Source organism: uncultured Sunxiuqinia sp. (assembly GCF_947495665.1).
GTDB classification, from domain to species: domain Bacteria; phylum Bacteroidota; class Bacteroidia; order Bacteroidales; family Prolixibacteraceae; genus Sunxiuqinia; species Sunxiuqinia rutila.
On record NZ_CANLZV010000010.1, the window covers coordinates 32,763 to 59,073 of the forward strand.

25 protein-coding genes are annotated in these 26,311 nt (G+C 45.3%); 17 read left to right on the forward strand and 8 right to left on the reverse strand.

The window, feature by feature from the left end; genetic code table 11:
• Window positions 1-144: 144 nt before the first annotated feature.
• From miaB to Q1A18_RS12880, 3 genes are all read left to right on the forward strand, one after another.
• Window positions 145-1,476, forward strand: a complete 1,332-nt coding sequence (gene miaB / locus Q1A18_RS12870) for a tRNA (N6-isopentenyl adenosine(37)-C2)-methylthiotransferase MiaB (RefSeq protein WP_299580765.1) — start codon at window positions 145-147, stop codon at window positions 1,474-1,476.
• Window positions 1,477-1,577: 101 nt separating this feature from the next.
• Window positions 1,578-1,922 carry a carboxymuconolactone decarboxylase family protein gene (locus tag Q1A18_RS12875; protein WP_299580768.1) on the forward strand — a complete coding sequence of 115 codons (345 nt, stop codon included), beginning with the start codon at window positions 1,578-1,580 and terminating at the stop codon, window positions 1,920-1,922.
• 41 nt (window positions 1,923-1,963) lie between these two features.
• Complete coding sequence (locus tag Q1A18_RS12880; RefSeq protein WP_299580770.1) at window positions 1,964-2,272, forward strand: NifB/NifX family molybdenum-iron cluster-binding protein; 309 nt, start codon at window positions 1,964-1,966, stop codon at window positions 2,270-2,272.
• 13 nt (window positions 2,273-2,285) lie between these two features.
• On the opposite strand, the gene yjjX is transcribed toward Q1A18_RS12880, so the two are convergent.
• Window positions 2,286-2,810, reverse strand: coding sequence for an inosine/xanthosine triphosphatase (gene yjjX, locus Q1A18_RS12885; protein WP_299580773.1), 525 nt, complete (start codon window positions 2,808-2,810; stop codon window positions 2,286-2,288).
• 79 nt (window positions 2,811-2,889) lie between these two features.
• Here yjjX and Q1A18_RS12890 point away from each other — a divergent pair, with 79 nt between their 5' ends.
• From Q1A18_RS12890 to Q1A18_RS12930, 9 genes are all read left to right on the forward strand, one after another.
• Window positions 2,890-3,339, forward strand: a complete 450-nt coding sequence (locus tag Q1A18_RS12890; protein WP_299580776.1) for a GNAT family N-acetyltransferase — start codon at window positions 2,890-2,892, stop codon at window positions 3,337-3,339.
• 3 nt (window positions 3,340-3,342) lie between these two features.
• The gene (locus Q1A18_RS12895; protein ID WP_299580779.1) at window positions 3,343-4,224 is read left to right on the forward strand and encodes a VIT1/CCC1 transporter family protein; all 882 of its coding nucleotides are present in this window, start codon (window positions 3,343-3,345) and stop codon (window positions 4,222-4,224) included.
• Between the two features lie 44 nt (window positions 4,225-4,268).
• Entirely contained in the window at window positions 4,269-4,940 is a 672-nt protein-coding gene (locus tag Q1A18_RS12900) for an ATP-binding protein (protein WP_299580782.1), read from the forward strand.
• Between the two features lie 148 nt (window positions 4,941-5,088).
• Window positions 5,089-5,865, forward strand: a complete 777-nt coding sequence (locus Q1A18_RS12905; protein WP_299580785.1) for a hypothetical protein — start codon at window positions 5,089-5,091, stop codon at window positions 5,863-5,865.
• Between the two features lie 170 nt (window positions 5,866-6,035).
• A complete protein-coding gene (locus Q1A18_RS12910) occupies window positions 6,036-7,184 on the forward strand; it encodes an alkaline phosphatase (protein WP_299580788.1) in 1,149 nt (382 codons plus the stop codon).
• A 111-nt stretch (window positions 7,185-7,295) separates the two neighbouring features.
• Window positions 7,296-8,243, forward strand: a complete 948-nt coding sequence (locus tag Q1A18_RS12915; protein ID WP_299580790.1) for a bile acid:sodium symporter family protein — start codon at window positions 7,296-7,298, stop codon at window positions 8,241-8,243.
• Between the two features lies 1 nt (window position 8,244).
• On the forward strand, window positions 8,245-9,585 hold the full coding sequence (locus Q1A18_RS12920) for a 1-acyl-sn-glycerol-3-phosphate acyltransferase (RefSeq protein ID WP_299580793.1): 1,341 nt from the start codon (window positions 8,245-8,247) through the stop codon (window positions 9,583-9,585).
• A 33-nt stretch (window positions 9,586-9,618) separates the two neighbouring features.
• Window positions 9,619-10,185 (forward strand): manganese efflux pump MntP family protein, encoded by a 567-nt coding sequence (locus Q1A18_RS12925; RefSeq protein WP_299580796.1) that lies wholly within the window; start codon window positions 9,619-9,621, stop codon window positions 10,183-10,185.
• A 42-nt stretch (window positions 10,186-10,227) separates the two neighbouring features.
• On the forward strand, window positions 10,228-12,018 hold the full coding sequence (locus Q1A18_RS12930; RefSeq protein WP_299580800.1) for a histidine kinase N-terminal 7TM domain-containing protein: 1,791 nt from the start codon (window positions 10,228-10,230) through the stop codon (window positions 12,016-12,018).
• Between the two features lie 36 nt (window positions 12,019-12,054).
• Here Q1A18_RS12930 and Q1A18_RS12935 read toward each other — a convergent pair whose 3' ends face one another.
• The 3 genes from Q1A18_RS12935 to Q1A18_RS12945 form a co-directional block, all read right to left on the reverse strand.
• Complete coding sequence (locus Q1A18_RS12935; RefSeq protein WP_299580802.1) at window positions 12,055-13,368, reverse strand: DEAD/DEAH box helicase; 1,314 nt, start codon at window positions 13,366-13,368, stop codon at window positions 12,055-12,057.
• 174 nt (window positions 13,369-13,542) lie between these two features.
• Window positions 13,543-14,649, reverse strand: a complete 1,107-nt coding sequence (dprA, locus tag Q1A18_RS12940; RefSeq protein WP_299580805.1) for a DNA-processing protein DprA — start codon at window positions 14,647-14,649, stop codon at window positions 13,543-13,545.
• Between the two features lie 50 nt (window positions 14,650-14,699).
• The gene (locus Q1A18_RS12945; RefSeq protein WP_299580808.1) at window positions 14,700-15,149 is read right to left on the reverse strand and encodes a hypothetical protein; all 450 of its coding nucleotides are present in this window, start codon (window positions 15,147-15,149) and stop codon (window positions 14,700-14,702) included.
• Window positions 15,150-15,248: 99 nt separating this feature from the next.
• Between Q1A18_RS12945 and aroB the strand changes: the two genes are divergently transcribed.
• Window positions 15,249-16,313: a 3-dehydroquinate synthase gene (gene aroB, locus Q1A18_RS12950; protein ID WP_299580811.1), complete on the forward strand. Its 1,065-nt coding sequence runs from the start codon at window positions 15,249-15,251 to the stop codon at window positions 16,311-16,313.
• A gap of 15 nt (window positions 16,314-16,328) precedes the next feature.
• The gene (locus Q1A18_RS12955; protein WP_299580814.1) at window positions 16,329-17,558 is read left to right on the forward strand and encodes a 3-phosphoshikimate 1-carboxyvinyltransferase; all 1,230 of its coding nucleotides are present in this window, start codon (window positions 16,329-16,331) and stop codon (window positions 17,556-17,558) included.
• A gap of 130 nt (window positions 17,559-17,688) precedes the next feature.
• Here Q1A18_RS12955 and Q1A18_RS12960 read toward each other — a convergent pair whose 3' ends face one another.
• A complete protein-coding gene (locus Q1A18_RS12960; RefSeq protein ID WP_299580817.1) occupies window positions 17,689-18,135 on the reverse strand; it encodes a GNAT family N-acetyltransferase in 447 nt (148 codons plus the stop codon).
• A gap of 87 nt (window positions 18,136-18,222) precedes the next feature.
• On the opposite strand from Q1A18_RS12960, the gene Q1A18_RS12965 reads away from it, so the two are divergent.
• Together Q1A18_RS12965 and Q1A18_RS12970 are read left to right on the forward strand one after the other, a co-directional pair.
• Entirely contained in the window at window positions 18,223-19,689 is a 1,467-nt protein-coding gene (locus Q1A18_RS12965; RefSeq protein ID WP_299580820.1) for a PLP-dependent aminotransferase family protein, read from the forward strand.
• A 194-nt stretch (window positions 19,690-19,883) separates the two neighbouring features.
• Window positions 19,884-21,746 (forward strand): alpha-1,3-galactosidase B, encoded by a 1,863-nt coding sequence (locus Q1A18_RS12970; RefSeq protein WP_299580823.1) that lies wholly within the window; start codon window positions 19,884-19,886, stop codon window positions 21,744-21,746.
• Window positions 21,747-21,870: 124 nt separating this feature from the next.
• Here Q1A18_RS12970 and Q1A18_RS12975 read toward each other — a convergent pair whose 3' ends face one another.
• Together Q1A18_RS12975 and Q1A18_RS12980 are read right to left on the reverse strand one after the other, a co-directional pair.
• Entirely contained in the window at window positions 21,871-23,052 is a 1,182-nt protein-coding gene (locus tag Q1A18_RS12975; protein ID WP_299580826.1) for a transglutaminase-like domain-containing protein, read from the reverse strand.
• A gap of 121 nt (window positions 23,053-23,173) precedes the next feature.
• Window positions 23,174-23,884 (reverse strand): YebC/PmpR family DNA-binding transcriptional regulator, encoded by a 711-nt coding sequence (locus tag Q1A18_RS12980; RefSeq protein WP_299580828.1) that lies wholly within the window; start codon window positions 23,882-23,884, stop codon window positions 23,174-23,176.
• Between the two features lie 313 nt (window positions 23,885-24,197).
• Here Q1A18_RS12980 and Q1A18_RS12985 point away from each other — a divergent pair, with 313 nt between their 5' ends.
• Complete coding sequence (locus Q1A18_RS12985) at window positions 24,198-25,202, forward strand: FAD:protein FMN transferase (protein WP_299580830.1); 1,005 nt, start codon at window positions 24,198-24,200, stop codon at window positions 25,200-25,202.
• Between the two features lie 194 nt (window positions 25,203-25,396).
• Here the strand turns inward: Q1A18_RS12985 and Q1A18_RS12990 are convergent, their stop codons facing one another.
• Window positions 25,397-25,645, reverse strand: coding sequence for a hypothetical protein (locus Q1A18_RS12990; RefSeq protein ID WP_299580833.1), 249 nt, complete (start codon window positions 25,643-25,645; stop codon window positions 25,397-25,399).
• Between the last annotated feature and the right edge of the window lie 666 nt (window positions 25,646-26,311).

Here is a 26,311-nt window from a genome sequence, read left to right on the forward strand (position 1 = left end):
CAAAAAATCAAAAAACTTTACATTAACATCAGATGCTTCGGCTCCTCTGTTCCCTTGTTATCTCATAACGCCTGTACAAAGAAAAAATTTTGCATTTCTGATTCTGCTTAAAATCAATAAATTTGCCAACTGATTTTGAAAGAGATGAGAGAGAAAAAACTATTTATTGAAACCTATGGCTGCCAAATGAATGTAGCCGACAGCGAAGTGGTGGCCGCAATTCTGCAAGACCGCCAATATCAATTGTGTGATAAAGCAGAAGAGGCTGATGCCATTTTCATCAATACCTGCTCCATTCGCGACAATGCCGAACAACGTATCTGGGGGCGATTGAACCACCTGAAAGCATTTAAAAGGAAAAACAAAAACCTGGTGGTGGGTATTTTGGGTTGCATGGCCGAACGCATAGGCGACCAGTTTTTGGAACATGAAACTGTTGATCTGGTTGCCGGACCTGATGCCTACCGTGACCTTCCTTACCTGATGGATAAGGCACTGGACCATGAACCCGCCATCAATGTAGAGCTCTCCACAAACGAAACCTACGACAACATCACTCCCGTAAGGTTGGGAGACAAAAACATTAGCGGATTTGTAAGCATCACGCGCGGGTGCAATAATTTCTGCACCTATTGTATTGTTCCTTATACCCGCGGACGTGAGCGCAGCCGCCTTCCGCAGGATATTATCAATGAAGTTCGTGACCTGAGTCAAAAAGGCTATAAGGAAGTTACCCTGCTGGGGCAAAATGTAAACTCTTACAAATACTTGCCGGAAGGCGAACGCAAACCTGTACGTTTTTGGGATTTGCTGGAGCTGGTTGCTACCGAATTCCCGGAGATGCGCATCCGCTTTACCACCTCGCACCCGAAAGACATGTCGGACAAAGTATTGAAAGTTATTGCCGCTCATCCCAATATTTGTCGCCACATCCACTTGCCCATGCAGTCGGGTAGCTCCAAAATACTTCAACTGATGAACCGCAAGTACGACCGCGAGTGGTACATGAAACGCATTGAAGCCATTCGGACCATTCTTCCGGACTGTGGGATTTCAACCGATGTTTTCTCAGGCTTCTGCACCGAAACAGAAGAAGATCATCAGGAAACACTTTCGCTGATGGAATGGGCAAAATTCGATATGGCTTTCATGTTTAAGTATTCTGAACGGCCCGGAACCTATGCCCACAAGCACTTGGATGACGACGTTGCGGAAGACATCAAAACCCGCCGCTTAAACGAAATTATTGCACTTCAAAACCGGCTGTCGCTTGAAAGTAACCAAGCAGACATTGGCCAGGTGGTAGAAGCCCTGGTTGAAGGCACTTCGAAAAAAAGCGATGAGGAACTTTTTGGAAGAACCTCAACCAACAAAGTGGTCGTTTTCCCAAACCGCAACTTTCAGAAGGGCGAATTGGTAAAAGTCAGGGTAACCCGTTGCACACAAACAACCCTGATTGGCGAGCTGGTTGACTAAAACCGGCAGCTCAGCCAAAGCCGGCTTGGCAACAAATACGTTTGCTACCAAGCCGGTTACTTGAAACCTTCAAATTTGGAACTTATAATAGATCAATGACGATGAGTAACTTAATCGATGAATTTCAGGAATACCGTTCAAAAATGAACGACAAAATCCTTTCGGCGGACAATAAAGTCATGAAACGGATTTACAGCGTAGATACGTTGGCATACCAGGAAGGTGCTTTAAGCGTGAAAACCAAAGAAATGCTGGGGCTGGTTTCATCCATGGTTTTGCGCTGCGACGATTGTATTAAATACCATCTGGAAAAATGTTTTGAACAGGGCACCACCACCGAAGAAATCTTTGAAGTTTTCAGTATTGCAAACCTTGTGGGAGGTACAATTGTTATTCCTCATACCAGGCGAGCCGTGGAGTATTGGGAAGCCCTTCAACAGCAATAAGCCGCCTTGCCCGGAAACATGAATACTTAAAACAAAAAAAGATGATCGCAATCAGCGCTACTGACAAAAAACTGACCGCTCCGATGGATTTACGATTCGGGCGCGCCCCTTATTTCTACCTTACTGACGGCAAAGAGTCGCGGTTTATCGTCAACCCTTATTGTCAGGAAGAGCATGATGTAGCCCCTAGGGTCGTTAAATTATTGTCCGAGGAAAAAGTGGACCGCATAATTACCGGCGAAGTTGGTCCCAAGGCGCATACCAAACTGCAGCAGAAAAATATTCAGATCATTATGCTCGAAGAAGAGCGCATCAAAATCAGCCAGGTTGTCAAGAAAATTCAATTCTGATCCCCCGCTTCAATCAGGGATAAAGCCCTTTATTCATAAATGGAATTAAAGCCAGCACCAAGCCGTGCTGGTATAAGCTTTGGCGCGTAACCCGGTCCTGGGTCAACAACCCCACCGCGCCGTTCTGCTGTTTCGAATTCTGCTTTTCAAACACGTGGTCATCAGCCTCACCCAGCTCCATTCCCTGGGCTATCAGGCGGGCAATTTCAGGCGGTAACTCAAAACTTCCGGATCGCCCCAGCGACTGCTTTTCCCCATCCGAAACCACGATCCACGCAAACGCCTGTAAGCTTCCATCCACCAATTCAATGCCCCCTTCAATGCCAACAAAATAGTCAGCCGACTCCCCACTCTGCAGCAAGCCCTGCACCCTGTTTCTTGCTCCTGTCCGTGTTTCTTCGTCAGTTAGTGGCTGTGCGGAAACACCAGAATCAGAGGTCCGGCCATAAACCTGCACAGGCTCTGAAAAACAAATTTTGAAAGCTTCTTTTACGGCATTAACTTTGACCGGATTTTGCGAGGCAATGAGAATATTCATTCGAATGAATCGTTTAAATCGTTATTGAGGCAATAAAACTACTTTTACATTTTAAAAACATCAAATTTTCAATCCGAAAATGATTATCCGCGAAGCTAAAACAGAGGACGCCGGGCAAATAGCAGCTTTCCAGCTGGAAATGGCTATGGAAACCGAGAACCTTCAACTCGATAAAAATACGGTTACCCTTGGTGTTGAACACGTATTTAATGACCGTGCCAAAGGAACCTACTATGTGGCCGAAAAAAACGGACAGGTCATTGCCTCCCTGCTTACCACCTACGAGTGGAGCGACTGGCGCAACGGAACCGTCCTTTGGATCCAGTCTGTTTATGTGTTGCCGGCTTTCCGCGGAAGTGGGGTATATAAAAAAATGTACCAGCACATTCAGCAGTTGGTTGAAAAAGACTCCAACTTGAAGGGAATCCGCTTGTATGTTGACCAAAGCAACACCCGCGCCCAGCAGGTTTACCAAAAACTGGGCATGACCGCCGAGCACTACCAACTTTTTGAATGGTTAAAAAACTAACTGATGGAACGAAAACCGATTTCTCCGGAAGCACGCCGGCAACTAATCATTGCCCAGCGCAGCGAAATTACGGAACACGCCATATATCACCGACTGGCTTCAAAAATAAAAGACGAGCACAACAGTCGGGTCTTGCGGGCCATTGCCGAGGATGAGCTGAAACACTACAAAATCTGGCAAAAATACACCGGCCGTGAAGTTAGCCCCAGTCGCTGGGAGATTTTCAAATTTTACTGGATCGCCCGTATTTTTGGAATCACCTTCGGGATTAAGCTGATGGAAAAAGGAGAAGAAAATGCACAGATCAACTACAATCAGCTGGCCAAAGAAATTCCCGAAGCAACCACCATCAGCCAGGAAGAAAATGACCACGAAGAAGAACTGATCAAAATCCTGAAAGAAGACAAACTCGAATACATTGGCTCCATTGTGTTGGGACTAAACGATGCCTTAGTGGAAATTTTAGGCACCTTGGCCGGATTGACCTTCGCCTTGCAAAACACTAAAATTGTAGCGCTCACCGGAATCATTGCCGGAATCGCCGGGGCCTTGTCCATGTCTTCTTCCGAGTACCTTTCTCATCGTTCAGAAGGCAATGACGAAGGAGCTCTCAAATCAGCAGTATTTACCGGCATTGCTTATTTGTTTGCCGTGGTGTTTTTGGTGGCCCCTTACTTAATTTTCACCTCGCCCTTTGTAGCCCTGGCCGTAGCTGTTGCTGATTCCATTTTTGTGGTGTTTCTATACAGTTACTACATTTCCATTGCCAACGATCAGCCTTTCCGGAAGCGCTTTGGCGAAATGGTTGTTTTAAGCACTGTCGTCGGGCTCATCTCGTTCGGATTGGGTTATCTGGTACGAATTGCATTCGGAATTGAACTATAAAACAATCCCATCACGGGCTTGTTGATTTCAAAAAGTGAAGGACTATGGGGAGCTATTACCTGGCCAAATTGATACAAGAAGGTGAGCACCAACAGCAGGATTTTAAATACTGCATCAGCGACTCTAAAAAGATCGCCAAATCATTGGTTGCCTTTGCCAATACTGACGGTGGCCGCCTGCTGATTGGCGTTAAGGACAATGGCAATATCGTAGGTGTGCAGTCCGAAGAAGAATATTACATGGTGGAGGCGGCCGCTAAAGTATTCAGCAAACCCCAAATTGATTTTACCACTCGCCAACATCAGGCGGAAGGCAAGACGGTGCTTGAAGTAACGATTGAATCCAGCCAAAACAAACCCCATTTTGCAAAGACTGAGGAGGGAAAATGGCTTGCCTATTTCCGGCTGAAGGATGAAAACAAACTGGCCAACAAAGTCATGATTGAGGTCTGGAGAAAGCAAAAACGCAAACAAGGCATCCTGCTTCACTATTCCGAAAAAGAACAACTGTTGCTTGACTTACTGGAGAAAAGCGGCTCCATCAGCCAATCGGCTTTCAGCAAGCAGGCATGCATCACCTACCGCGAGTCTGTACGCATTCTTTCAGACCTGATTGTATTGGGTGTTTTGGAGATCAACACAGAGGATGATAAAATCCGCTATGTTATTTCAGAAGATTTCGATCGTGAAGAATGGGATACGGAAAATCCCAATTAGTCCAAAAGCTTCCTGACACAGCCCATACAGCCTGAATCCATCTGACACTGGCACAAAACCCACCATAAGCAAAACGGCCAATCATTTCGGCGCAAAACGTAAACTTTTAATCTTAAAATCAGTTTACTTGATAAAGAAACAGCCTGAAATGAAACGCTCAATAATATATACACTCTTGGCACTGGCAAGCCTGTCACTTTTAACCACTTGCAACAACCATTCTCCAAACGATCAGGAGCCGGAACCTACCGACACGGAAGAGCCACAAGAAATCATTGTTGAACCTGTCGACTTTCTGTCCGAAGCCCAATACGACCAATTGATTGTAGAAATCGTTTATATGGAAGGCTTCAAGCTGAATGCCAATTCAATCTACCTGCTGGCCTCTTTTCTGGAAGAGCGCATACACAAAAGCGGAGGCATCTCCATTATTTCCAAGGCCATTCCGTCTGAGGGAAAAGCCAACTACGCCATTGCCGACCTGCAAGCACTTGAAGTGCAATACCGCCAGCATTTGCCTATAGACAAAACGCTTTCGGCCTGGATTGCCATTGTAGATACCGATTATGCCGAAAATAAAGACACCGTAAAAACGCTCGGCATCCCTTACGCCACAAGCTCAATCGCCTTATTCGGAAAAAGCATCCAGGAATTTAGTGGCGGCGAGGAACAGCCATCCCCCCATGTGCTCGAGTCCTCCGTGCTAAAACACCTATTCGGACATCTGCTAGGCCTGGTCAACAAAGGTACGCCCATGCTAACCAACCACCTGGACACCCAACATGACAACCACTGTTCAAATAACTTCTGCCTGATGCATTATACGGCAGCAACCAGTCTGTTCTATGTCAATTTTCCGGGTGGGAATGTCCCTTCCTTGCGGGAGCAATGCCTGCAAGACCTGGAAGGCAATGGCGGCAAATAAAGACAGGTTTAACCAATTATTAATCACTTTCCGAATCCACTTTTGCATTTTATCATTAGTTTTGTTCCACTTGTTACATTGAAATAGAAAACGCCAACTCGAATCCTGAACCAATTCTATGGCTTCTTGTTTTTGATGTTGACTCAGATCCATTTAAAAATATCATTTGTATGAAAAACTTACTTCTTATAGTTGTTAGCTTTCTGCTGGCCAATTCGCTGCTGGCTCAAGAAAACTACAAAACCCTGTCCAAGGAAGATTCTTTAAAAATTTACATTGGACAGCAAACCTACGAGGTGAAAACCTATGTGGAAAAGCACAAAGCCCAAAAGCCCAAAAACATCATTTTCATGATTGGCGATGGCATGGGAGTTTCGCAAGTACAAGCTGGTCTATCGGCCAATGGTGGACAATTGTTTCTGACCAATTTTAAGCATGTTGGATTTTCACAAACAAGTTCGGCAAGCAACTACGTAACCGACTCGGCCGCCGGAGGAACTGCATTGTCTTCCGGGTACAAAACCTACAACGGCGCAATCGGTGTTGATACCGATACAATCGCTCAGCCCACCATTCTAGAAAAAGCCGAAGATAAAGGGCTGGGCACTGGATTAGTATCCAGCTCGGCCATCACGCACGCTACACCAGCTTCGTTCATCGCGCATCAGCCTTCGCGCAGCATGTACGAAGCCATTGCAGCCGACTTTCTCAAAACAGACATTGATGTTTTCATTGGTGGTGGATACAAACATTTTACCGACCGCAAAGATGGACGCAACCTGACCACTGATCTGGAGAAGAAAGGCTATACGGTATTGCAAGACATCAACCAAATTGAGAAGTTCAAGTCAGGCAAACTGGCCGGACTGACAGCACCGGAACACAACGGGCGTGCGCCAGAACGAAACGGCATGCTACCGAAAGCCACAAGCAAAGCCATTGAGCTGCTTAGCAAAAGTAAGGATGGTTTTTTCCTGATGGTTGAAGGCTCACAAATTGACTGGGGTGGCCACCAAAATAACACCATTTATGTTGTTGAAGAGGTGCTTGATTTTGACCAATGCATTGCCCAGGCTCTTGAGTTTGCAGCCAAAGACAAAGAAACACTGATTGTTGTGACTGCAGACCACGAAACTGGTGGCATGGGAATTAACAACGGCAACACTGCCCAACAAACGGTAAAAGGTGGCTATACAACCGGAGGTCACACGGGGGTAATGGTTCCGGTATTTGCTTTTGGGCCGGGTGCTGAGGAATTTACCGGCATTATGCAGAATACGGACATCCCGAAAAAAATGATGAAACTACTGGGCTTATAAGCCCCTTATAACTTTCCTGAAAAGGACAAATACCTAAAAAACTATTGCAAGGAAGCCCTTTTCCTTCAATAGTTTTTTATTTTTAGCCCCCGATACTAAAATTTGAAGTTTATGAATACCTCCATGGATGTATTGGATCATGTGCGGTTGAACTTTTCCCCTTCAGGCTTACTTTTTCTGAATATTGCCCTGGCCTTTATTATGTTTGGCGTTGCTTTGAGCATTAGACTACAGGATTTCAAAGACATTATCCAAAAACCGAAGTCGGCCATTACCGGCATCATTTCCCAGTTTTTACTCCTTCCCTTTCTCACATTCTTGCTGGTTATAAGCTTCAAGCCAGCGCCAACAATTGCACTGGGCATGATTCTTGTCGCCTCCTGCCCCGGAGGAAACATCTCCAATTTCATGAGCTCCATAGCCAAAGCCAACGCTGCCTTATCGGTTAGTCTGACGGCATTTGCCACCCTTAGCGCAACCTTTATGACCCCGCTTAACTTTGCGGTATGGGGAAGCATGTATGTGCGTTTTTACAACAACCAGTCCGCTCAGGCTCTGCTTCGTCCTCTGGAAATCGATCAGATGCAAATGTTTGAAACGGTCTTTATCCTGCTTGGCGTTCCTGTCATTCTGGGCATTTTCTTTGCCTCTCGTTTTCCGGCAATTACAAAAAAAATCATCAAGCCGTTAAAGATCGCCTCCCTCGCCTTTTTTGTGGTGATGGTGGTGGCCATGCTCTCGGCCAATTTCGACCATTTCATGCGTTTTGTGCACCTGGTATTTTTCATTGTCTTGATTCATAATGCCCTGGCTTTAGGAACCGGATTTCTTTTTAGCACGCTGATGAAACGTCCACGTATTGATCGGCGGACAATCACCATAGAAACAGGTATTCAAAACTCCGGGCTGGCGCTGACGCTCATGTTCAACCCCAAAATTTTTCCGCCGGAGCTGGAACTGGGAGGCATGGCTGTAATTGCTGCCTGGTGGGGAATCTGGCATATTTTAAGCGGATTGACAGTTGCCTGTTTATGGGCAAAAAAACCAATGCTGGCTTAATATGAAACACTGGTCCTTTGCCTACGCTTTTGTCAAACAAATAGTACGTGCCGCCATGTGGCTTGTTCACAAACGAATAAGCGTGATTGGCGAAACGAACATTCCCCCGGACACGCCGGTGATCTTTGCCCCCAACCACCAAAATGCCCTGATGGACCCGCTGGCTGTTTTGTGTACCAGCCGCACCCAACCCGTATGGCTCGCCCGGGCAGATATCTTTAAGCTGAAAGCCGCCCGCCCGATCCTTCGGTTTTTAAAGATCATGCCTGTGTACCGCTTCCGCGATGGCAAAGACAACCTGGGGAAAAATGAAGAAGTATTTGCACAAGCCATTGAAGTGCTGGAAAACAAGAGGGAGTTAGCCCTGTTTCCAGAAGCAGCCCATTCGGGGAAAAGACAAATGCTGGCTCACAAAAAAGCCATTCCTCGCATCGCTTTTTTAGCCGAAGAGAAAAACAACTTCCAACTCAATCTTCACATTATTCCGGTCGGAATTTACTACAGCCACTACTGGCACCTGAACCGGGAGCTGATTGTGCATTATGGCGAACCGATTTTGGTTAAAGATTATGAAGCTGAATTTAAACGCGACAGCCACAAAGCCAATATGGCCTTGCGAAACGAAATATCGAAACGCGTTGAAGCCCTGACCATCAACATCAAAAGCAAGGAGTATTACGATAACTATGAATTGATGCGGGAATTGGTTGGTGCCGACTATGCACACCAATCCAAGGCCGATAAAAACCGTTTGAAAAACCGTTTTTACAGCGACCAAAAGCTAATCAGCTTGCTGGAGGAAAAGGAAGCCAGTCAACCGACGGTGTTTGGCGAGCTTCATCAACAACTAACCAACTACCGGGAAACACTGAATCAGCTCAATATTCATAACCAACAAGTCAGCCAAACAAAGCTTTCGGCCTGGTACCTGGTTAAAAAAAGTTTCGGAGCCTTGCTGCTGCTTCCGTTGTTTTTACTGGGGTTCATCCTGCACTTAATCCCATTTTTTATCCCGCGCCACTTCATTCAGCGCAAAGTAAAAGATCAGTTGTTTTACGGTTCGGTTCAATTCGTTGTCGGACTAATCATTTATTCCGTAATTGGGCTTGTGTTAGGCATTGTGTTTTACCGGTACACCCAGGATGCTCTCCTTACCCTCTGCCTTTTACTGGGCTTTTGGCTGCTGGGCAAATTAGCTTACCAAGCCATGCAATTCCTTCTGGACTTGATTAACAATGTTCGTTTTTTCTTGTTCGCCCGAAAAGATCCCAACCAATCATCCCGCTTACTGCGCCAAAAGGCTGAGCTCCGAAACCAATTATTTCAGTTGATTAACGACTGATTTTTTATACTTTTGGGGCGATTTTGAGAACACATGGATTACGTAACCCTTCTTATTCTAGCCATTGGCTTATCGCTTGATTCATTTGCTGTGTCGGTTATCAGTGGTCTCAGCCTGCCCAAAATTCAGTTTTTACAAGCATCCCGCCTGGCCATTATCCTGGCCATCGTTCAGGCTATTATGCCCTTATTGGGTTGGGGACTTCAAAGCGGCGTCCGCCAACTCATTGCTCCCATTGATCATTGGATTTCCTTTTTTATTCTCGCCGGAATAGGCTTGAAAATGATTTACGACAGTTTCACAAACCGGGAAAACCAAAGCATCAAAAACCCTTTAAACCTTCGGGTCGCTTTTTTCCTGGGGCTGGCCACTAGCATGGATGCCATGGCTGTAGGTTTTAGCGTGGCCAACCTGTTCTCAAAACTACTGATTGCCATTCTGATTATCGGATCAACCACCTACTTTGCTTCCATGACTGGAATACTGATCGGCAAAAAGACCGGACCGCATATTACCCATTATGCCGAACTTCTTGGCGGATTAATTTTACTGTCAATTGGTGCTAAAATTTTGATTGAACACCTCTTCTTGCCATACTAACTTCTTTTAAAGTTTTGTATCTTCGTGGCTCATTTATAACTAATGAGACACGAGGTAGGTCCATATCTTATCACCCCACTTTTACTTGTTCTTGTTTTTTCAGGAATTGCGGGCCTGATTATCAGTCTATATCTACTTAAATACAAAAGATCCACCGGACTGATTTACCTGGCGCTCATGCAATTCGGAACAGCGGCGTGGGCTTTTTTTTATGGGTTGGAATATGCTGCAACTTCTTTAAGTTTGAAGATATTTTGGTCCAAACTCTCCTATTTGGGCATTGTGTTTACACCCGTTTTTTTCTATCTCTTCAGCCTTCATTTTGCTTCCAAGCACGCTGCTATAACCCGAAAATTAAAAATTGGCCTATTTAGCTTGGCTTCAATCTTTTTACTGCTGGTACTAACCAATGATCTTCACTTTTTGCATTGGGCATCTTACAGCATCAACCCGGAATTCAACACCACCAATTATGAATATGGGATTCTATTTTGGCTGGTTTTTATGTTCTGTTACACCCTGCTGTTCTTAAGCATTATCAACATTGTTTCGCTGATTTTCGAATTTCCGGAGAACTTTCATACCCAGATTATTTTGCTTACCATGGCCTGCATCTTTCCGGTTGTTGGTAACCTCATGTACATTTTCAACGTCAGTCCGGTACCGGGCTTCGACTGGACGCCCATCTTTTTTGTGTTTTCAGGACTGGCACTCACCTTTATGAATGTTCGTTACGGCACCTTCGACCTTGTTCCCATTGCCCGCAATAAATTTTTGGATATGCTTCCTGATGGAATTGCCGTTGTTGACCGCCACCAACGAATTATCGATGTCAACCCGGCATTCTTACGACTTACACAGCAAGATCGGAATGACATTCTTGGGAAGTCACTGGTTACCGCATTTCCGAAAGTAAAATCGTTGATGGAACAGCTGGCCCCCAAAGAAATTCTTGAGCCCATTGAGCTGGATGCTGAAATTCATGGCGAAACCATCTATTTTGACCTTCGGATCACGCCCCTTTACGATCCAAAAAACAGCCTCTCCGGCCAGTTAATCACCCTCCGTGACATTACCGAGAAAACGGTTTACGAACAAAAAATCAATCAAACGAACCAGCAGCTAAAACAAGAAATTGCAGAGAAAGAAAAGCTGATTGCTGATTTGGATGCCTTTGATCATACGGTAGCTCATGACCTGAAGAATATTATCGGCGCCATTGTGACCTCAACGGATTTAATTCAGTCTGAAGTGGAACAGCAAAACTTTCAGGACTTGGGTGAAATCATTGAACTCATTCAGCTTTCAGCCAACAAATCCTTGCATGTTATTAAAGAATTGCTGACCCTGGCCAGTGTCCGGCAACAGGATGTAAAATCAGAACCTGTGGACATGCTTCGGGTGTTTGAAGAAAGCGAAAAACGGCTGGCGGATATGATTAAAACCTCGGAGGCAACCATCATCAAACCCAAGGATTGGCCGTCGGCCTATGGCTATGGTCCCTGGATTGAAGAGGTGTGGGTGAACTTTTTGAGCAATGCCATTAAGTATGGGGGCAAGCCGCCGGTTATTGAGTTGGGCTCCACCCAATTTTACAGCGAAAAGAAAATCCGCTATTGGATCAAAGACAATGGCGACGGCTTGAGTCCAGCCAAGCAGAAAAAGCTATTCAGAAAATACGAGCGTTTTAACCAATCTCAAATTGAAGGTACAGGGCTGGGCCTTTCCATTGTAAAACGTATTGTTGAAAAACTGGGTGGCGATGTGGGTGTGATCAGCAATGCCATTCCGGGAGAAGGCTGCATCTTTTACTTCACCCTCCCGCAAGACTAAGGTTACCGGCTCACACCACCCAATTCCGCAAAGTGCTTAGCGCCGGCGTTTCCCTTTATTTTTACGTTTCAGCATTGCCCGTTCTGCCGGCTTTATATTTTTGGCAGGTCTTTTCTTCTTTTCATGAAAAGCGCCCTTGTAATCCGGATCTTCCATCTTCTTCTGACGATCGATTTCACGCATTTGCTCCTGATGCTCCGCTTTTCCAGTAGGCTCAACAACCAAATCCTCCGGCAAAGGTTTTTCGTCAATCGACATCCGAATCACTTCCTCAATCTTTTTCAGGTGAAATTCTTCAGAAGGGTCAATCAGCGAAATCGCTTCCCCATGGTTGTTCGCGCGTGCCGTACGTCCAATGCGATGAACATAGTCCTCGTAACGCTGAGGAAGGTCAAAATTAATCACATGCGTAATCAGAGACACATCCAATCCACGGGCAGAGACATCGGTCGAAATCAGAATCCTCAACTCCCCATCTTTAAATGCCTGAATCGCATTCATGCGGGTGTTCTGTCCCTTATTGGAATGCAAAATCCGCTTTTCACCTTCCGTCTTTCGCTTGATAACTTTGTAAACATTTTCGGCGTGCTCCTTGGTTCGCACAAAAATGAGCACCCGGTTGAACACTTCTTCATCCTGCAACCAGTGCCGCACCAAATTCAGTTTGGTTTTGAAATTCGGAACTTTATAATACGATTGTTTAACCAGTTGGGCAGGTGTAGCCGATGGAGCCACTTCGATACGCTCCGGAAAATCAAGAAACTCCTCGGTCATCAGCTCAACTTTCTCATCAAAAGTAGCTGAAAACAATAGGTTTTGACGCTTCACCGGGATAATCTCCAGCAACTGCCGAATTTGCGGCATAAAGCCCATGTCGAGCATGCGATCGGCTTCATCAATCACCAAGGTTTTAATCTTTTTCAACGAAACGGCACCAGCATGGTACAAATCACGCAAACGCCCGGGTGTCGCTACCAGGATATCAATCCCCGGCTCGATCAAGGCGGCGTGCTTCGTCCACCCAATACCGCCATAAACGGCAGCATGCCGAATATTGTTGTAGCGAGTCAACTCCTCGATATCTTCCCCCACCTGAATAGCCAACTCTCGGGTAGGTACCAAAATCAGCACCCGTGGGTCCATCCCTTCAGCCTTCACCAATTTCATAAAAATGGGCAACAGGTACGCGGCTGTTTTCCCCGTTCCTGTTTGCGCTACTCCAACCACATCTGCTCCTGAACGGATAACCGGAATTGCTTTTTCCTGGATGGGTGTGGGGTGTTCAAACCCTAACTCATCCAACACTTTCAATATCGATTTATTAACTTTTAATTCGCTGAAACTTGTCATAGGGCGCAAAGATACGCTTAAAAATTTCAAAATTCTAATGACTTTTTCAACAAACACTCAGCGAATCAGGTCTCAAGACAAGCTACTAAAAACCATTAAAAAATGCATCGGCCAAACCGATCACCTCAAATAATATCAGAACAAATGACACGATTTGCTATCCGGATGGTGCTTTTAGCTTAGTTTGTACATTTTACCCGGAAGACTAATAACCAAACCTTTAAATTCGAGGGCTAGCAAAATAGAAGACACTTTACCCATGGGCATTTTCACTTTCGAGCACAACTGATCAATATACACTTCCTGCACATCCAGCACATCCACCAGTTGCTGCTCCTCAGCAGTCAGCTCAACAAACAATTGTTTCTGAATTTTGGATGGCCGGTCAATTGCTTGCTGCCAGCCCATGGCATATTCCAGGTCATCCAGATTTTCAATCATCAAAGCTTTGTTCGATTTAATGAGCTGGTTGCATCCTTTAGAATACGAATCGGTACTGCGTCCAGGAAGCGCAAACACATCGCGATTGTAGGAGTCGGCAATATCAGCCGTCACCAGGGAACCACCCTTTTCAGCTGACTCAACAATGATGGTGGCATCAGCCAGGCCGGCAATGATCCGGTTGCGACGCAAAAAATTGGTGCGTTCAATTTCCACTTCACTAATAAAGTCAGTGACCAGACCACCATCGCTTAACATCCGATCAGCCACCGAACGATGCAAAGAAGGATACACCCGCTCCAGCCCATGTGCCAATACACCTAGCGTAGGTACCTCATATTTCAGACAGGCTTTGTGAGCAGCAACATCAATACCATAAGCCAGTCCGCTCACCACCGTATAGCCGCCGCGTTGTGCCATAGCCTCAACCAGTTCTTCGCAAAAGGCACGACCATAGGAAGTCGCATTACGCGTACCAACCATAGCGACTATTTTTTCGGCATTGAAATTCACGTTCCCCCTCCAGTAAAGCATCAAAGGCGCATCAACACAACGTTTCAAACGCACCGGGTAATGATCATCCCAATAAAAAGCATGCTGAATGTGATTTTTTTCAATAAAGGAGATTTCAGCCTCTGCCCGCCCCAAAACATCGCTTTCCAAAATTTTAAGAGCCTTAAGTTCTCCGATGTTCGGCACTTTTAAAAGTTGCTTTTTACTAGCCTTAAAAATCTCGGGAATCCCTCCCAGTGAGGCCATCAGACGCTTGGCATTGGCACAGCCAATACCCGGAATAAGTGACAGTGCAATTTGATACTTTAGTTGTTCGAAAGGACTCATGCAGGGGCTTTTACAGTCAATTTACGGAATAGCCCCGAAACTCGCAAGCGCTATTTTGAATGGCTGATCTCGTCCAGGTCATTCTCAATGGACTGAATATCATCCGGACTCATAGCTGTTAGGCTCACTTCCGGAAATTCGGCAATCCCTTCCCTGGTTCGAATTTCAAGGTGCAGGTCCTGAAAGAGAAAGGAGCGTTTAATTTCAGCTTTAAACAACCGTTTTTTATGAAACTCGATGGAACTGTATTCTTTTCCAAAAAACGAAACAATCGGGTAGTACCGAATCTGAAGCAAGTCGCCTTTGGACAGGTAATGGACATAATTCAAACCGATGAACTGAAACCCAAAAACAAAAACCACCAAAACCCCGCCACTAACCAGCGCAGCTACATCCATATCCATCAAGTAAAAAATAAATATCGGAATCAACAAAAGAAGGCCTCCCAGGTAAAAAGCGCGTTTAATTTTCCGTGATCGTTTTTGGTTTGAAATCTCCATGTTCTTTTAATGAATCGTAAATATTCCCCCCTTTTAATTAACGATTTTAAAGGGCTGAAAAAAATAGTTTAACTTTGCCTTCTTCTAATCAATCTGCAAATGACACCATCAAAAATACACTCAAATATTATCTTTTCCCAAAACGTAGCGGAAGAACTCGAAAAAATCGTACAGCGGTTCCCGGCCGGTAAAGTTTTTTTACTGACCGAAGACATCCCTAAACAACTCTGTCTGCCTCCTCTTGAACAACTTATCAAAGAGTATGGCATTTTGTGTACCAGCATTGCCGGGGGCGAAACCAACAAATCCATCCGCTCGGTGGAACAGGTTTGGGAATTTTTGTCGAAAAACGGAGCCGACCGCAAATCGCTATTGATTAACATTGGTGGCGGCATGCTGACCGATTTGGGTGGTTTTGTAGCCTCTACCTTTAAGCGTGGAATGGCTTTTGTCAACATCCCCACTACCCTGCTGGCTCAGGTTGACGCTTCATTGGGCGGCAAAACAGGCATCAACTTCAACGGGTTAAAGAATGAAATTGGAGTATTCAATGAACCCGATGCGGTCATTATCAACACCAAATTCCTGAAAACCATTGATCAGGCGAACTTCCTGTCGGGCTATGCCGAAATGCTCAAACACGGATTGATTAAAAACCCGGCACACTGGGAAGAGTTGATGGCCTACGACCTGGAGAACATCAACTATGAACTGCTGGCTGACATTATCGCCCATTCAGTAGCTGTCAAGGACTGGCATGTTCAGAATGACCTGACCGAGAAAAATATTCGGAAGGCTTTGAACTTTGGACATACGGTTGGCCATGCTTTTGAAAGCTATGCCTTACATGCCGGACGACCAATCCTACACGGCTTTGCCGTTGTTTATGGCATGATTGTCGAGTTATTCCTGTCGGCAAAAGTGTGTGGTTTTGACCAGGCTAAGCTGAACGAAATTAACCAATGGCTACTTCAAACCTATGGCAAATTTGAGATCGAGCCGTCAGCTTACGACGAACTTTACGAGCTGATGACCCACGACAAAAAGAATGAGGGCAGCCGTATCAATTTCACCCTTATTTCAGCAATTGGGCAGGTTGAAATCAACCAGGATTGTTCGAAAGAACTCATTTTGGAAGCCCTTGAAGCCTATCAACAACTTTAATTATCGTATTCAATCATGAACTATCGTCTTTCCAAAGCGGACAAAATAATCAAAGGAAGCATTGCCCTTCCTTCATCTAAAAGCATTGCTAACCGGGCACTGATTATTCATGCCCTGAGTTACAGCCCCTATTCGCTGAAAAACCTGTCAACAAGCGATGACATCGACGTGATGCAAAAAGTACTGACATCCAACACCAACCGGTTTGATGTTGGGCATGCCGGAACGGCTATGCGTTTCCTGACCGCTTTCTTATCGCAAATTGTTGGCGAGTGGACCATTACCGGATCAGAACGGATGAAACAACGTCCCATTCACATTCTGGTAGATGCGCTGAATCAACTGGGAGCCAAAATTGAATACCTGGAAAACGAAGGTTTCCCGCCCCTGAAGATTTGGGGCTCACACCTCAAAGGCAAAGTTCTTGAGTTGGATGGAAGTGTCAGCAGCCAATATATTTCGGCCTTGCTGATGATTGCCCCCTGCATTGAAGGAGGGCTAACGCTGCGCCTGAAAAATAAGATTACCTCGCGCCCCTACATCGAGTTAACGCTGAAGTTGATGAAGCAATTTGGGGTCCGATCAGTTTGGAAAGGGCAGGAAATACGGGTGGATGAACAGCCCTATCAAGCCCGTGAATTTACGGTGGAAGCTGACTGGACCGGCGCATCTTATTGGTACCAGCTGGCCGCTTTGGCCGATGAAGCTGAGATTGAACTCAAGAACCTGCGCTTAATGAGCTTGCAGGGCGACTGTCAGATTGCCGCCTGGTTTAAAGAGTTTGGCGTTGACAGCAAAGCCACCGCTGATGGCATCATTCTTACCAAGTCAGCCAACATTCAACCCAAACATTTGCAGCTTAATTTCATTGAGACCCCCGATGTGGCTCAAACCATGGCCATGCTGTGTGTGCTCAAAAAAGTTCCGTTCCATTTTACCGGTTTGGAAACACTGAAAATTAAGGAAACCGACCGCATTGCCGCCCTGCAGAATGAGCTGGCTAAGTTTGGTGCACAAATTACCGAACCCAAACATGGCGAACTAAAATGGGACGGCACATTTCCGCTTGAAAAAGAAGCAATTCCGTGCATTGCTACTTACCACGATCACCGCATGGCCCTGGCTTTTGCTCCCGCAGCACTGTTCCAGCCCATTGCCATCGATGATCCGATGGTGGTTTCTAAATCGTACCCGGAGTACTATGAACATTTGAAGCAAGTAGGATTTGAAATCAGCCAGTCCTAAATCGATACAAAATTTGACAAAACGATATTAGAATGGGGAGCACTAAGTGTTCCCCATTCTGCTTTTGATGTATTGCATCTCACACAGCAAATAGCACGTCTATTCCATGCGAAACATTTCAAAAATATAGTTACCTCCACCAATGATAGTAATTGTGTAACCCGTCGTATTTAAAATCGCAACGTGGATAAAGACGATTTCCAATGTCATTTGTTTTTTCGGTTTCCAGCATCAATCCACACGCATGGGTTTCCTCGCACCACTTCTTACTCCTGTCAATTAAAGCAACAGACAGTCCATGCCCCCGATAATCGGGATGAACAAATAAATCACTCAGAAGCCACTGTTTCTCAAGTTTGATGTAATGAAATAACTTATAGAGTTGAACGAAGCCAACCGCTTTGTCAGCCACAAAAACAAGAAATATTTCCGACTCACTATTAAGGAATCGTTCTTTCAAAAATGCTTTCCCTTTTTCATAGTTTGACTCTTGCCGGTAAAACACTCTGTAGGCATCAAACAAAGCTGCTGCTGCATCCAGATCCTCTAAGTTTGCTTTTCTGATTGTAAAGTTCATACAATTAAGTTTTAATGTTGTACTGCAAAAGTAAAGCCCGCTTGGACTATCTTTGTCATCCAGTTTTAAACTAACAGATAGTCCAGCATGTTCCCTTTTGAAACCATCATTACCATAGACAGATCCCTGAAATTACCTGTATACAGACAAATTGCAGTAAGTATTATTCAGGCTGTTAGAAATGGAGTTATAAAACCGGGAACTCCGCTATTAAGTAGTCGAGAAATGGCTCGATTGCTGGGCGTACACCGTAAAACTGTCATTGCGGCTTATGATGAGCTAAATGCTCAGGATTGGATTACAATCCTCCCCCGAAAGCAAGTTCATGTTTCAGAGAAGATTCCCCACCTTCGTCCTCAAAAATGGGAGCAAGAAGAAACAACTCCCCCATATCAAAATTCATTGAATATTCCTTTTGTTGAAGTTGAGCCGATCACAACAGTTCAACCAACCGATTCATTTCGTTGGCTTATTGATGATGGCCGGCCAGACATCCGATTGTCTCCCATCTCGTCCTTGCTAAAAACTTATCGGCTACTTGCAGCTCGAAAATCTGTTTCAAAAAAAACAGCCCAAGACAATGCACAGGGAACAATTCGTTTACGAATAGAGCTAGCCAACTACCTGTCGGAAACCCGAGGAATCAACATTTCAGAAGAAAACTTACTAATTACCCATGGGGCACAAATGAGTATCTATTTGGCAGCCCGCTTGCTTGCTGTACCAAAAACTTCAGTCATTGTTGGCAAACCCAATTACCCCATGGCCAACAAGGTTTTTAACCAACTGAATGCAACGCTCATTGAAGTCGCAATGGATTCGAATGGGTTGGATGTTGATAAAGTTGAGCAACTTTGCAAAAAAACAAAGATAAGCGTTGTTTATGTCATCCCTCATCATCATTATCCAACGACCGTAACTTTAAGTGTCGAACGAAGGATAAAACTGTTGGAGCTATCCAAAAGATACAATTTTGTAATCATTGAAGACGACTATGATTATGACTACCACTACAGCTCTTCTCCTTACTTACCGCTGGCGAGTGCTCAACATCATGGAAACATCATTTACATTGGTTCCTTTTCCAAAGTACTCGATCCTGCTATTCGGATTGGTTTTATGGTTGCCCCAGTGAATTTTATAGCACAAGCCACAGAACTACGTAAAATCATTGACATTGGAGGAGATATGTACATGCAGGATGCTTTGGCAGTATTGATTCAGGAACGAGAAATCAGTCGTCACCTAAAAAAAGCAAAAAAAGTATACCATCAACGAAGAGAGCGACTCGCTCAGTTGCTGCAGCAGTCTTTAAGTTCTCACGTATCTTACTCAATTCCATCCGGAGGCATGGCCATGTGGATCCGGTTCAATAGTATAATTGACATTCAGGAGTTAACTGATACATTGGTTAAAAACAGATTAAAAATCAGCTGCATCAATAAAGCTGAAAATGCCTTCCGCTTTGGCTTTGCATCGATGGAAGAGCAAGAGCTTGAGGAAACAGTTGACCTGATCAAACAAGCTGTTGAAAAGCTGATTCTAAAGAATTAATCATCCAAATGACACATCTAATAAGCTTCCATACAATCCTGCAAGTAACTAACCGACTAAAGACAAAGCGATACAAATCCCCGTAAAGCCGCAAGTCAACATTCACCCTGGTTCATCGATCGCAATAGTTTAGCTATTTTAGCAAAAGATTTGACAACACTCAATCTACATTTATAAAAAGCATATTAACAAGTATGAAACAAACGACTACGCTACTATTAACGACTTTTCTCTTTTTGTGCTTCAGTTGCTCTCAGTCGCACCAAACAATCTCCTTCGACACCTTTGGAGTTCAACCCGATTCAAAGGAAAACGCATCGGTTGCCGCCGTGAAATTAATGGAGCATTTGCAGTCGCGGGAAGACGATTCGCCGCTAACCGTTACCTTTCCCAAAGGACGGTACGACTTTTACGAGGACGGTTCCTTCACCCGCGAGTACTACATCTCCAATCATGACCAGGACAACCCAAAGAAAGTGGGATTTGCGCTTGAAGATTTGAAAAACATTACGCTGGACGGACAAGGATCTGACTTCATCTTCCACGGAAGGATGATTCCCTTTGCCTTGTTGAACAGCACCAATGTCACACTGAAAAATGTGCATATTGATTTTGAAGTTCCGGCACTGCGCCAATTAAAGATTACGGCGGTGAATAAAGAGGCCGATGAAGTGATTGCCGAAATTTATCCGAAAGGAAACTACCGGATTGAGAACAATAAGCTGGTGGTGGAAGGCGAAAGTTACGAGTTTACCCCATACGTATGCATGCCTTTCCGGGCCGACAAACGACTGGCTTACCAGCGGGCCGATGTGGCTTTCAATCCGGCATCGGTTTCGGAACAATCACCCAACACCCTGAGCATAAAAGGATGGGGGCAACTCACCCACACATCGCCCGGCGAACGCTTTGTGCTTCGCTCCTATCATCGTCCCACCCCCGGTATTTTTGTTAGCGAGTGTACCAATACCAGCTTCCAGCAAGTAACGGTTCACTACGCCGAAGGGATGGGCTTAGTGGCTCAAATGAGCGAAAACATTACCCTGGACGGGTTCAGCGTGTGTTTGAGAGGCAAGGATGACGAACGTTTTTTCACCACCCAGGCCGATGCCACGCACTTTTCGGCCTGCAAAGGGGTGATTATTTCTAAAAACGGGCTGTATGAAGGCATGGCCGACGATGCCATCAACGTGCACGGAACTTACCTGAAAGTAACCAAACGCATTGACAAGCGCACCCTGCAGGGACGTTACATGCATCCGCAAGCCTGGGGATTTAAATGGGGTGAGGCCGGCGACAAGGTCCAGTTTGTGGAATCGGAAAAAATGGAACTGGTGAACCAACACATCAATACCATCCAATCGATTCAGGCTGTTGACCAGCCCACGGAATTTGGGGCCAAAGAGTTTCAGCTGGTTTTCACCGACGACCTTCCTGAACAGATTTCGGAAGCAGGAAGTTTTGGCATTGAGAACCTGAGCTGGACACCCGAAGTGATCTTTTCAGACAACATCATCCGGAACAACCGTGCCCGGGGCACGCTGTTCAGCACCCCACGAAGAGTGGTTTGCGAAAACAACCTGTTCGACCACACACACGGAACCGCCATCCTCCTTTGCGGCGACTGCAATGGCTGGTTCGAAACAGGCGCTTGTAAAGATGTGCTGATCCGCAACAACCGCTTTGTCAATGCGCTGACGGCCAATTACCAGTTTACCAATGCGGTTATTTCCATTTACCCCGAAATTCCGAACCTGAAAGACCAACAGCAGTTTTTCCACTCGGGAATCGTCATCGAAAACAACACCTTCGATATGTTCGACCAACCGATTCTGTATGCCAAATCAACGGACGGCCTGATTTTCAGAAACAACACCATTCAATACAACCACGAGTTTGAACCATTCCACTGGAATACCCATCCGTTCTTTTTTGAGAAAGTGAACAACATTGTGATTAGCAACAACCAGTTTGGAAAGGAAATGAACTGGAACGAAGCCGTCCGGACGGAGCTTTCCGCGCCAGGCTCAGTAACCATTGAACATGACAAACGCTAATTCCCGTTTACGCATTTGAGTGGCCTGTCTTGTCAGGAAAAGCTTAACGAAAAAAAGGCGATCAAAGCAGTTTAATGAACTGTCTTGATCGCCTTTTCTGCTTCGGCCAAAAGCCTGTAAAAGTCTATTCCTGGTATAGTTTAACCAGTTCGGCCTGATTGCCGGTTTCAATGTTTTCTTCCAGCTGACCACCCTTGCCATCGGCATAACGAATGGTGTAAGCTGAATTCTTTTTCAACTTAAATTTCAGAAACTTATTCAGGTCATCAATCGTGCTCGGCGAATATCCAAAGTCGATGTTCTTATCGCCCTGCCAAATCTCCACCCGGTCAGACACGCGGTTGTCGCCCTTGGTAGTATCCTGGTTTAGGTATAGCACAAAGTCAACCAACAACTCATCGTCATTTAACGCACTGTTCTTCACCTGCTCTTCGTATAATCGAATGTACCTGGCCGTTACGTTTTCGCCCGGAATGTATTGAATGTCTTCGTCCCACACGCAGGGGTAGCTCAAGCCCGTTTGTTTAAACGACGTGGCATAAACACCATGAATCGGCTTTTCGGGGTCAGCCTTTCCGGCATCGGCCAAAAACCAGCTTTTATTCAATTCATCCGGATAGTACTCGGTAAAGTACCATTCGCCATCCAAGTAAACTTCAACCCAGGTATGATTTCCGCGCATATTCGTCCACAGCGGAGTGCCGGCAATACGCGCAGGAATTCCGACAGCCCGAAGGGCATCAGTCAACAAAATGGACAGGCCGGTACAGCTGGCCATCCCTTGTTCCATCGATTCGTAAGGACTTTGATCGGCTTTGCGGCGTTTGGTATTGTACTCCACCTTCACCACATCCTTAATATTTTGAGTCACCGAGTCCACGGCTTCAAAAATGGTGGAGCAATTGGCCACCAGTGGTGTAAACCGGTCCAGGAAATCCTGACGCCAGTTATCGCGTCGCTCATTCAGGCTGGCATAAGGCAGTACCTCATTAAAGAAAACGGAGTCGGGTAAAGCCTGACACCAGGCAAACTGCTCGCGCGCCTGATAGGCCACCCGTGTATTTTCAAGAATAAAGTCTGCAGTCAACGAGGTCAAATCCCGCTCAGGCATGTTTGTCACTAAAAACAAAACCGCCTTACGGTGCTCTTTGGGTGCTTGCTCCAAGGCCTTCTCCAGCTCCACCCGATTCTCACCGGCTTTATTAAAAGCCGTTTCCAACTGTGCTTGTTCTTCATTTGTCCATTGGGTCTGGCAGGAAGAAGCAACTACCAGGATCAAAATCAAAAGGGTATAAATAGTTCTCATGCCACAAAAATAATGGTTTTTAAGCTATCGCAGAACAATTTGCCGGCCTGAGTGCACAAAAAAAGCTGCTGCCCAACGGACAACAGCTTTTCGTTTTGTTATTATTTATTTCAAATTCAAATCAGGCAATGTTGGTAAATACCTGCTGCACATCGTCATCTTCTTCAATTTTATCCAGCAGTTTTTCAATATCCTCCAGTTGTTCTTCGGTAAACTCGACGGCCGATGTTGGAATACGCTGTAAGCTTGATTTTTTCACATCAATCTTCAACTCTTCCAGCGCCTGCGAAAGTGTTCCAAAGCTGGTATAATCGCCGTACACGTAAACCGTGTCCTCATTTTGCTCCACTTCTTCCAGTCCGGCGTCAATCAATTCCAGTTGCAGTTCTTCCAGGTCCAGCCCCTCATAAGCTTCAAACTGAAACACCGCTTTGCGGTCAAACATAAATTCGAGCGAACCTGTAGGCACCAGGCTACCACCAGCTTTGTTGAAGTACGACTTCACATTGGCCACCGTACGGGTGGTGTTATCTGAGGCACATTCAACAAAAATCAATACCCCATGAGGACCTTTGCCTTCGTAGTTGACTTCGGTATAATCGCTGGCATCTTTTCCTGCCGCACGCTTAATGGCCGCGTCAATATTGTCTTTAGGCATGTTTTGCGCTTTCGCATTTTGAATGGCCGTCCGCAATTTGGCATTCATATCCGGATCAGGCCCGCCTTCTTTGGCGGCCATCGTGATTGATCGTGATAACTTTGGAAAAATTCGGGACATATGCCCCCAGCGTTTTTCCTTGGCTGCTCTCCGGTATTCAAATGCTCTTCCCACAGTTCAAATATTTTAGTGTGAATGTTTTATTTTTCCGAACGCAAAATTAAAAATAATCATCCAAGAATGTTTCTGAAAAGCCAAAAAAGAAGCATTCAAAGCATCAATCAGCTGGAAAACAACCTGCAAGCACACTTCTTGTCCCGTAAATTGTCCTCCCAATAAAAAGCAAGGTGCCTGGATGGAAGAGGTTCAAAAATTACCACAACAAACAGGAATGCGCTATATTTACACCAGCAAACAGCCCTGTGGCGCCCATCAGCTCAAAACAAAGGCTCAACCGCTTAAAGGACAACTTCAAAACACAAGATCAATGAGAACATTTTACCTTCTTTCCCTCCTTCTTTTCGCGCTGGCATCCTGCCAACAACCTGCTCAGTACATTTCAAACGAGGGGTATATTTACGGAACAATTTATCATGTTACCTATGAAAGCCCGCAAGGGAAAGACCTTCAGCCGGAAATTGAAGCCGTTATGATGGAGTTGAACCAATCCATGTCCACCTTCGATTCAACCTCAACCATTTCGAAGGTGAATAAAAATGAACCCACCGAACTGGACGAGCTCTTTATCACCATTTTTAAGCAGGCTCAGAAAATTTCGGAACTCACCGATGGCGCCTTCGACATAACCGTGGCTCCGATGGTGAATGTCTGGGGATTTGGGTTCAAAAACAAAGAACAGGTTACCCCCCAACTCATCGACTCGCTCAAGCAGCTGGTTGGCTACCAAAAAGTACATCTGGAAAACGGTCAGCTTATGAAGGATCATCCCAACACCATGCTCGATGCCAGTGCCATTGCCAAAGGATTTGCCTGCGACATGGTGGCGGATTATTTGTATAGCCAGGGCTGTAAAAACCTGATGGTTGAGATTGGTGGCGAAGTGGTTGCCAAAGGAAAAAATGCCAAAGGAAACTACTGGTCAATTGGGATCAGCAAACCCGATGACAACGAATTTTTCACCCAGCAGAAGCTAAAAGCCATTGTTGAACTGCAGGACAGAGCCTTGGCCACTTCGGGCAATTACCGCAATTTCTATGTGGAAGATGGCATAAAATACGCCCACACCATCGATCCGAAAACCGGCTACCCCGTCCAGCACAGCCTGCTGAGCACAACGGTACTGGCCGACAATTGCATGACGGCCGACGCCTATGCCACGGCATTTATGGTGAGTGGGTTGGAAAAATCCATCGCCATAGCCGAAGCTGACCCGGAGATTGATGTGTACTTTATTTATTCAGACCCAAACGGGAACTACCAAACCTATGTAAGCCCGGGATTTAAAAAGCTGCTGAAAAAGGAATACGAGTAGCGAAGAAGGGAAAAGGGAGGAAGGAGTAAGGAAACAGGAGAACGGGGAAAGAAGTCGTGAGTATCGGACAACCGATAACTGAAAACCGATAACTGACAACCGACTACTTAGAACTCGACAAAAAAACAATCAGCCGTCCTTTAATGATAAAAAGACGGCTGATTGCACCCTAAGCTCGGTTGAGCTGCAACTTATCAACATCCACCGGGGCTATCCTCAATCAGTGAAAGTTGTTTAAATGTTAATTGACGTTTGGCTTTTGCCTGCTCCATCTTATCAAAAGTCTGGGCACAGGTAATGCCGCGCTCCTTCATGTGTTTGTTGGCTCCAATATGCAGGTTCGGGAATTTCCCCCTTTTCTGAACTAAAATGCGGATGGCCAACCCGACAAAAGCAAGGGCCACCAAGGCTACAGCAACGCCAAATACTAGCAAAAATTCCATGGTTCTCTCCTTTCTTTATAAGTGCTGCAAAAATACTTAAAAATCCAGTTTAATCGTAATGACTACTGGTCTATTTTCAATAACAGTCTGATGGGCCGTATAGTTGCTGAATTCTTTCGTTGTGTTACGGAAATAAAAGTTAGCCGCTGATTTTCATTGCTACAACGCGAGAAGTAAAAGTTGGCTGTCGATTTTCATCTCTACAGCGCGAGAAGTAAAAGTTAGCTGTCAGTTTTCATCTCTACAACGCGAGAAATAAAAGCTGGCCGCTGATTTTCATTTCTACAACGCGAGAAATAAAAGCTGGCTGCCGATTTTCACGTCTACAGCACGAGAAGTAAAAGTTAGCTATCAGTTTTCATTTCTACAGCGCGAGAAATAAAAGTTAGCCGCTGATTTTCATTTCTACAACGCGAGAAGTAAAAGCTGGCTGTCAGTTTTCATTTCTACAACGCGAGAAGCAAAAGCTGGCTGCCGATTTTCATTTCTATGGCGCGAGAAGTAAAAGCTGGCTGTCGATTTTCATCTCTACAGCGCGAGAAATAAAAGTTAGCTGTTGATTTTTATTTCTACAACGCGAGAAGTAAAAGCCAGCCGATTTTTTAATGGTCGTTAAAAACGACACCAAGCGAACCCCTTGTTACCGCTTCGCTCAAACAAGGGGGA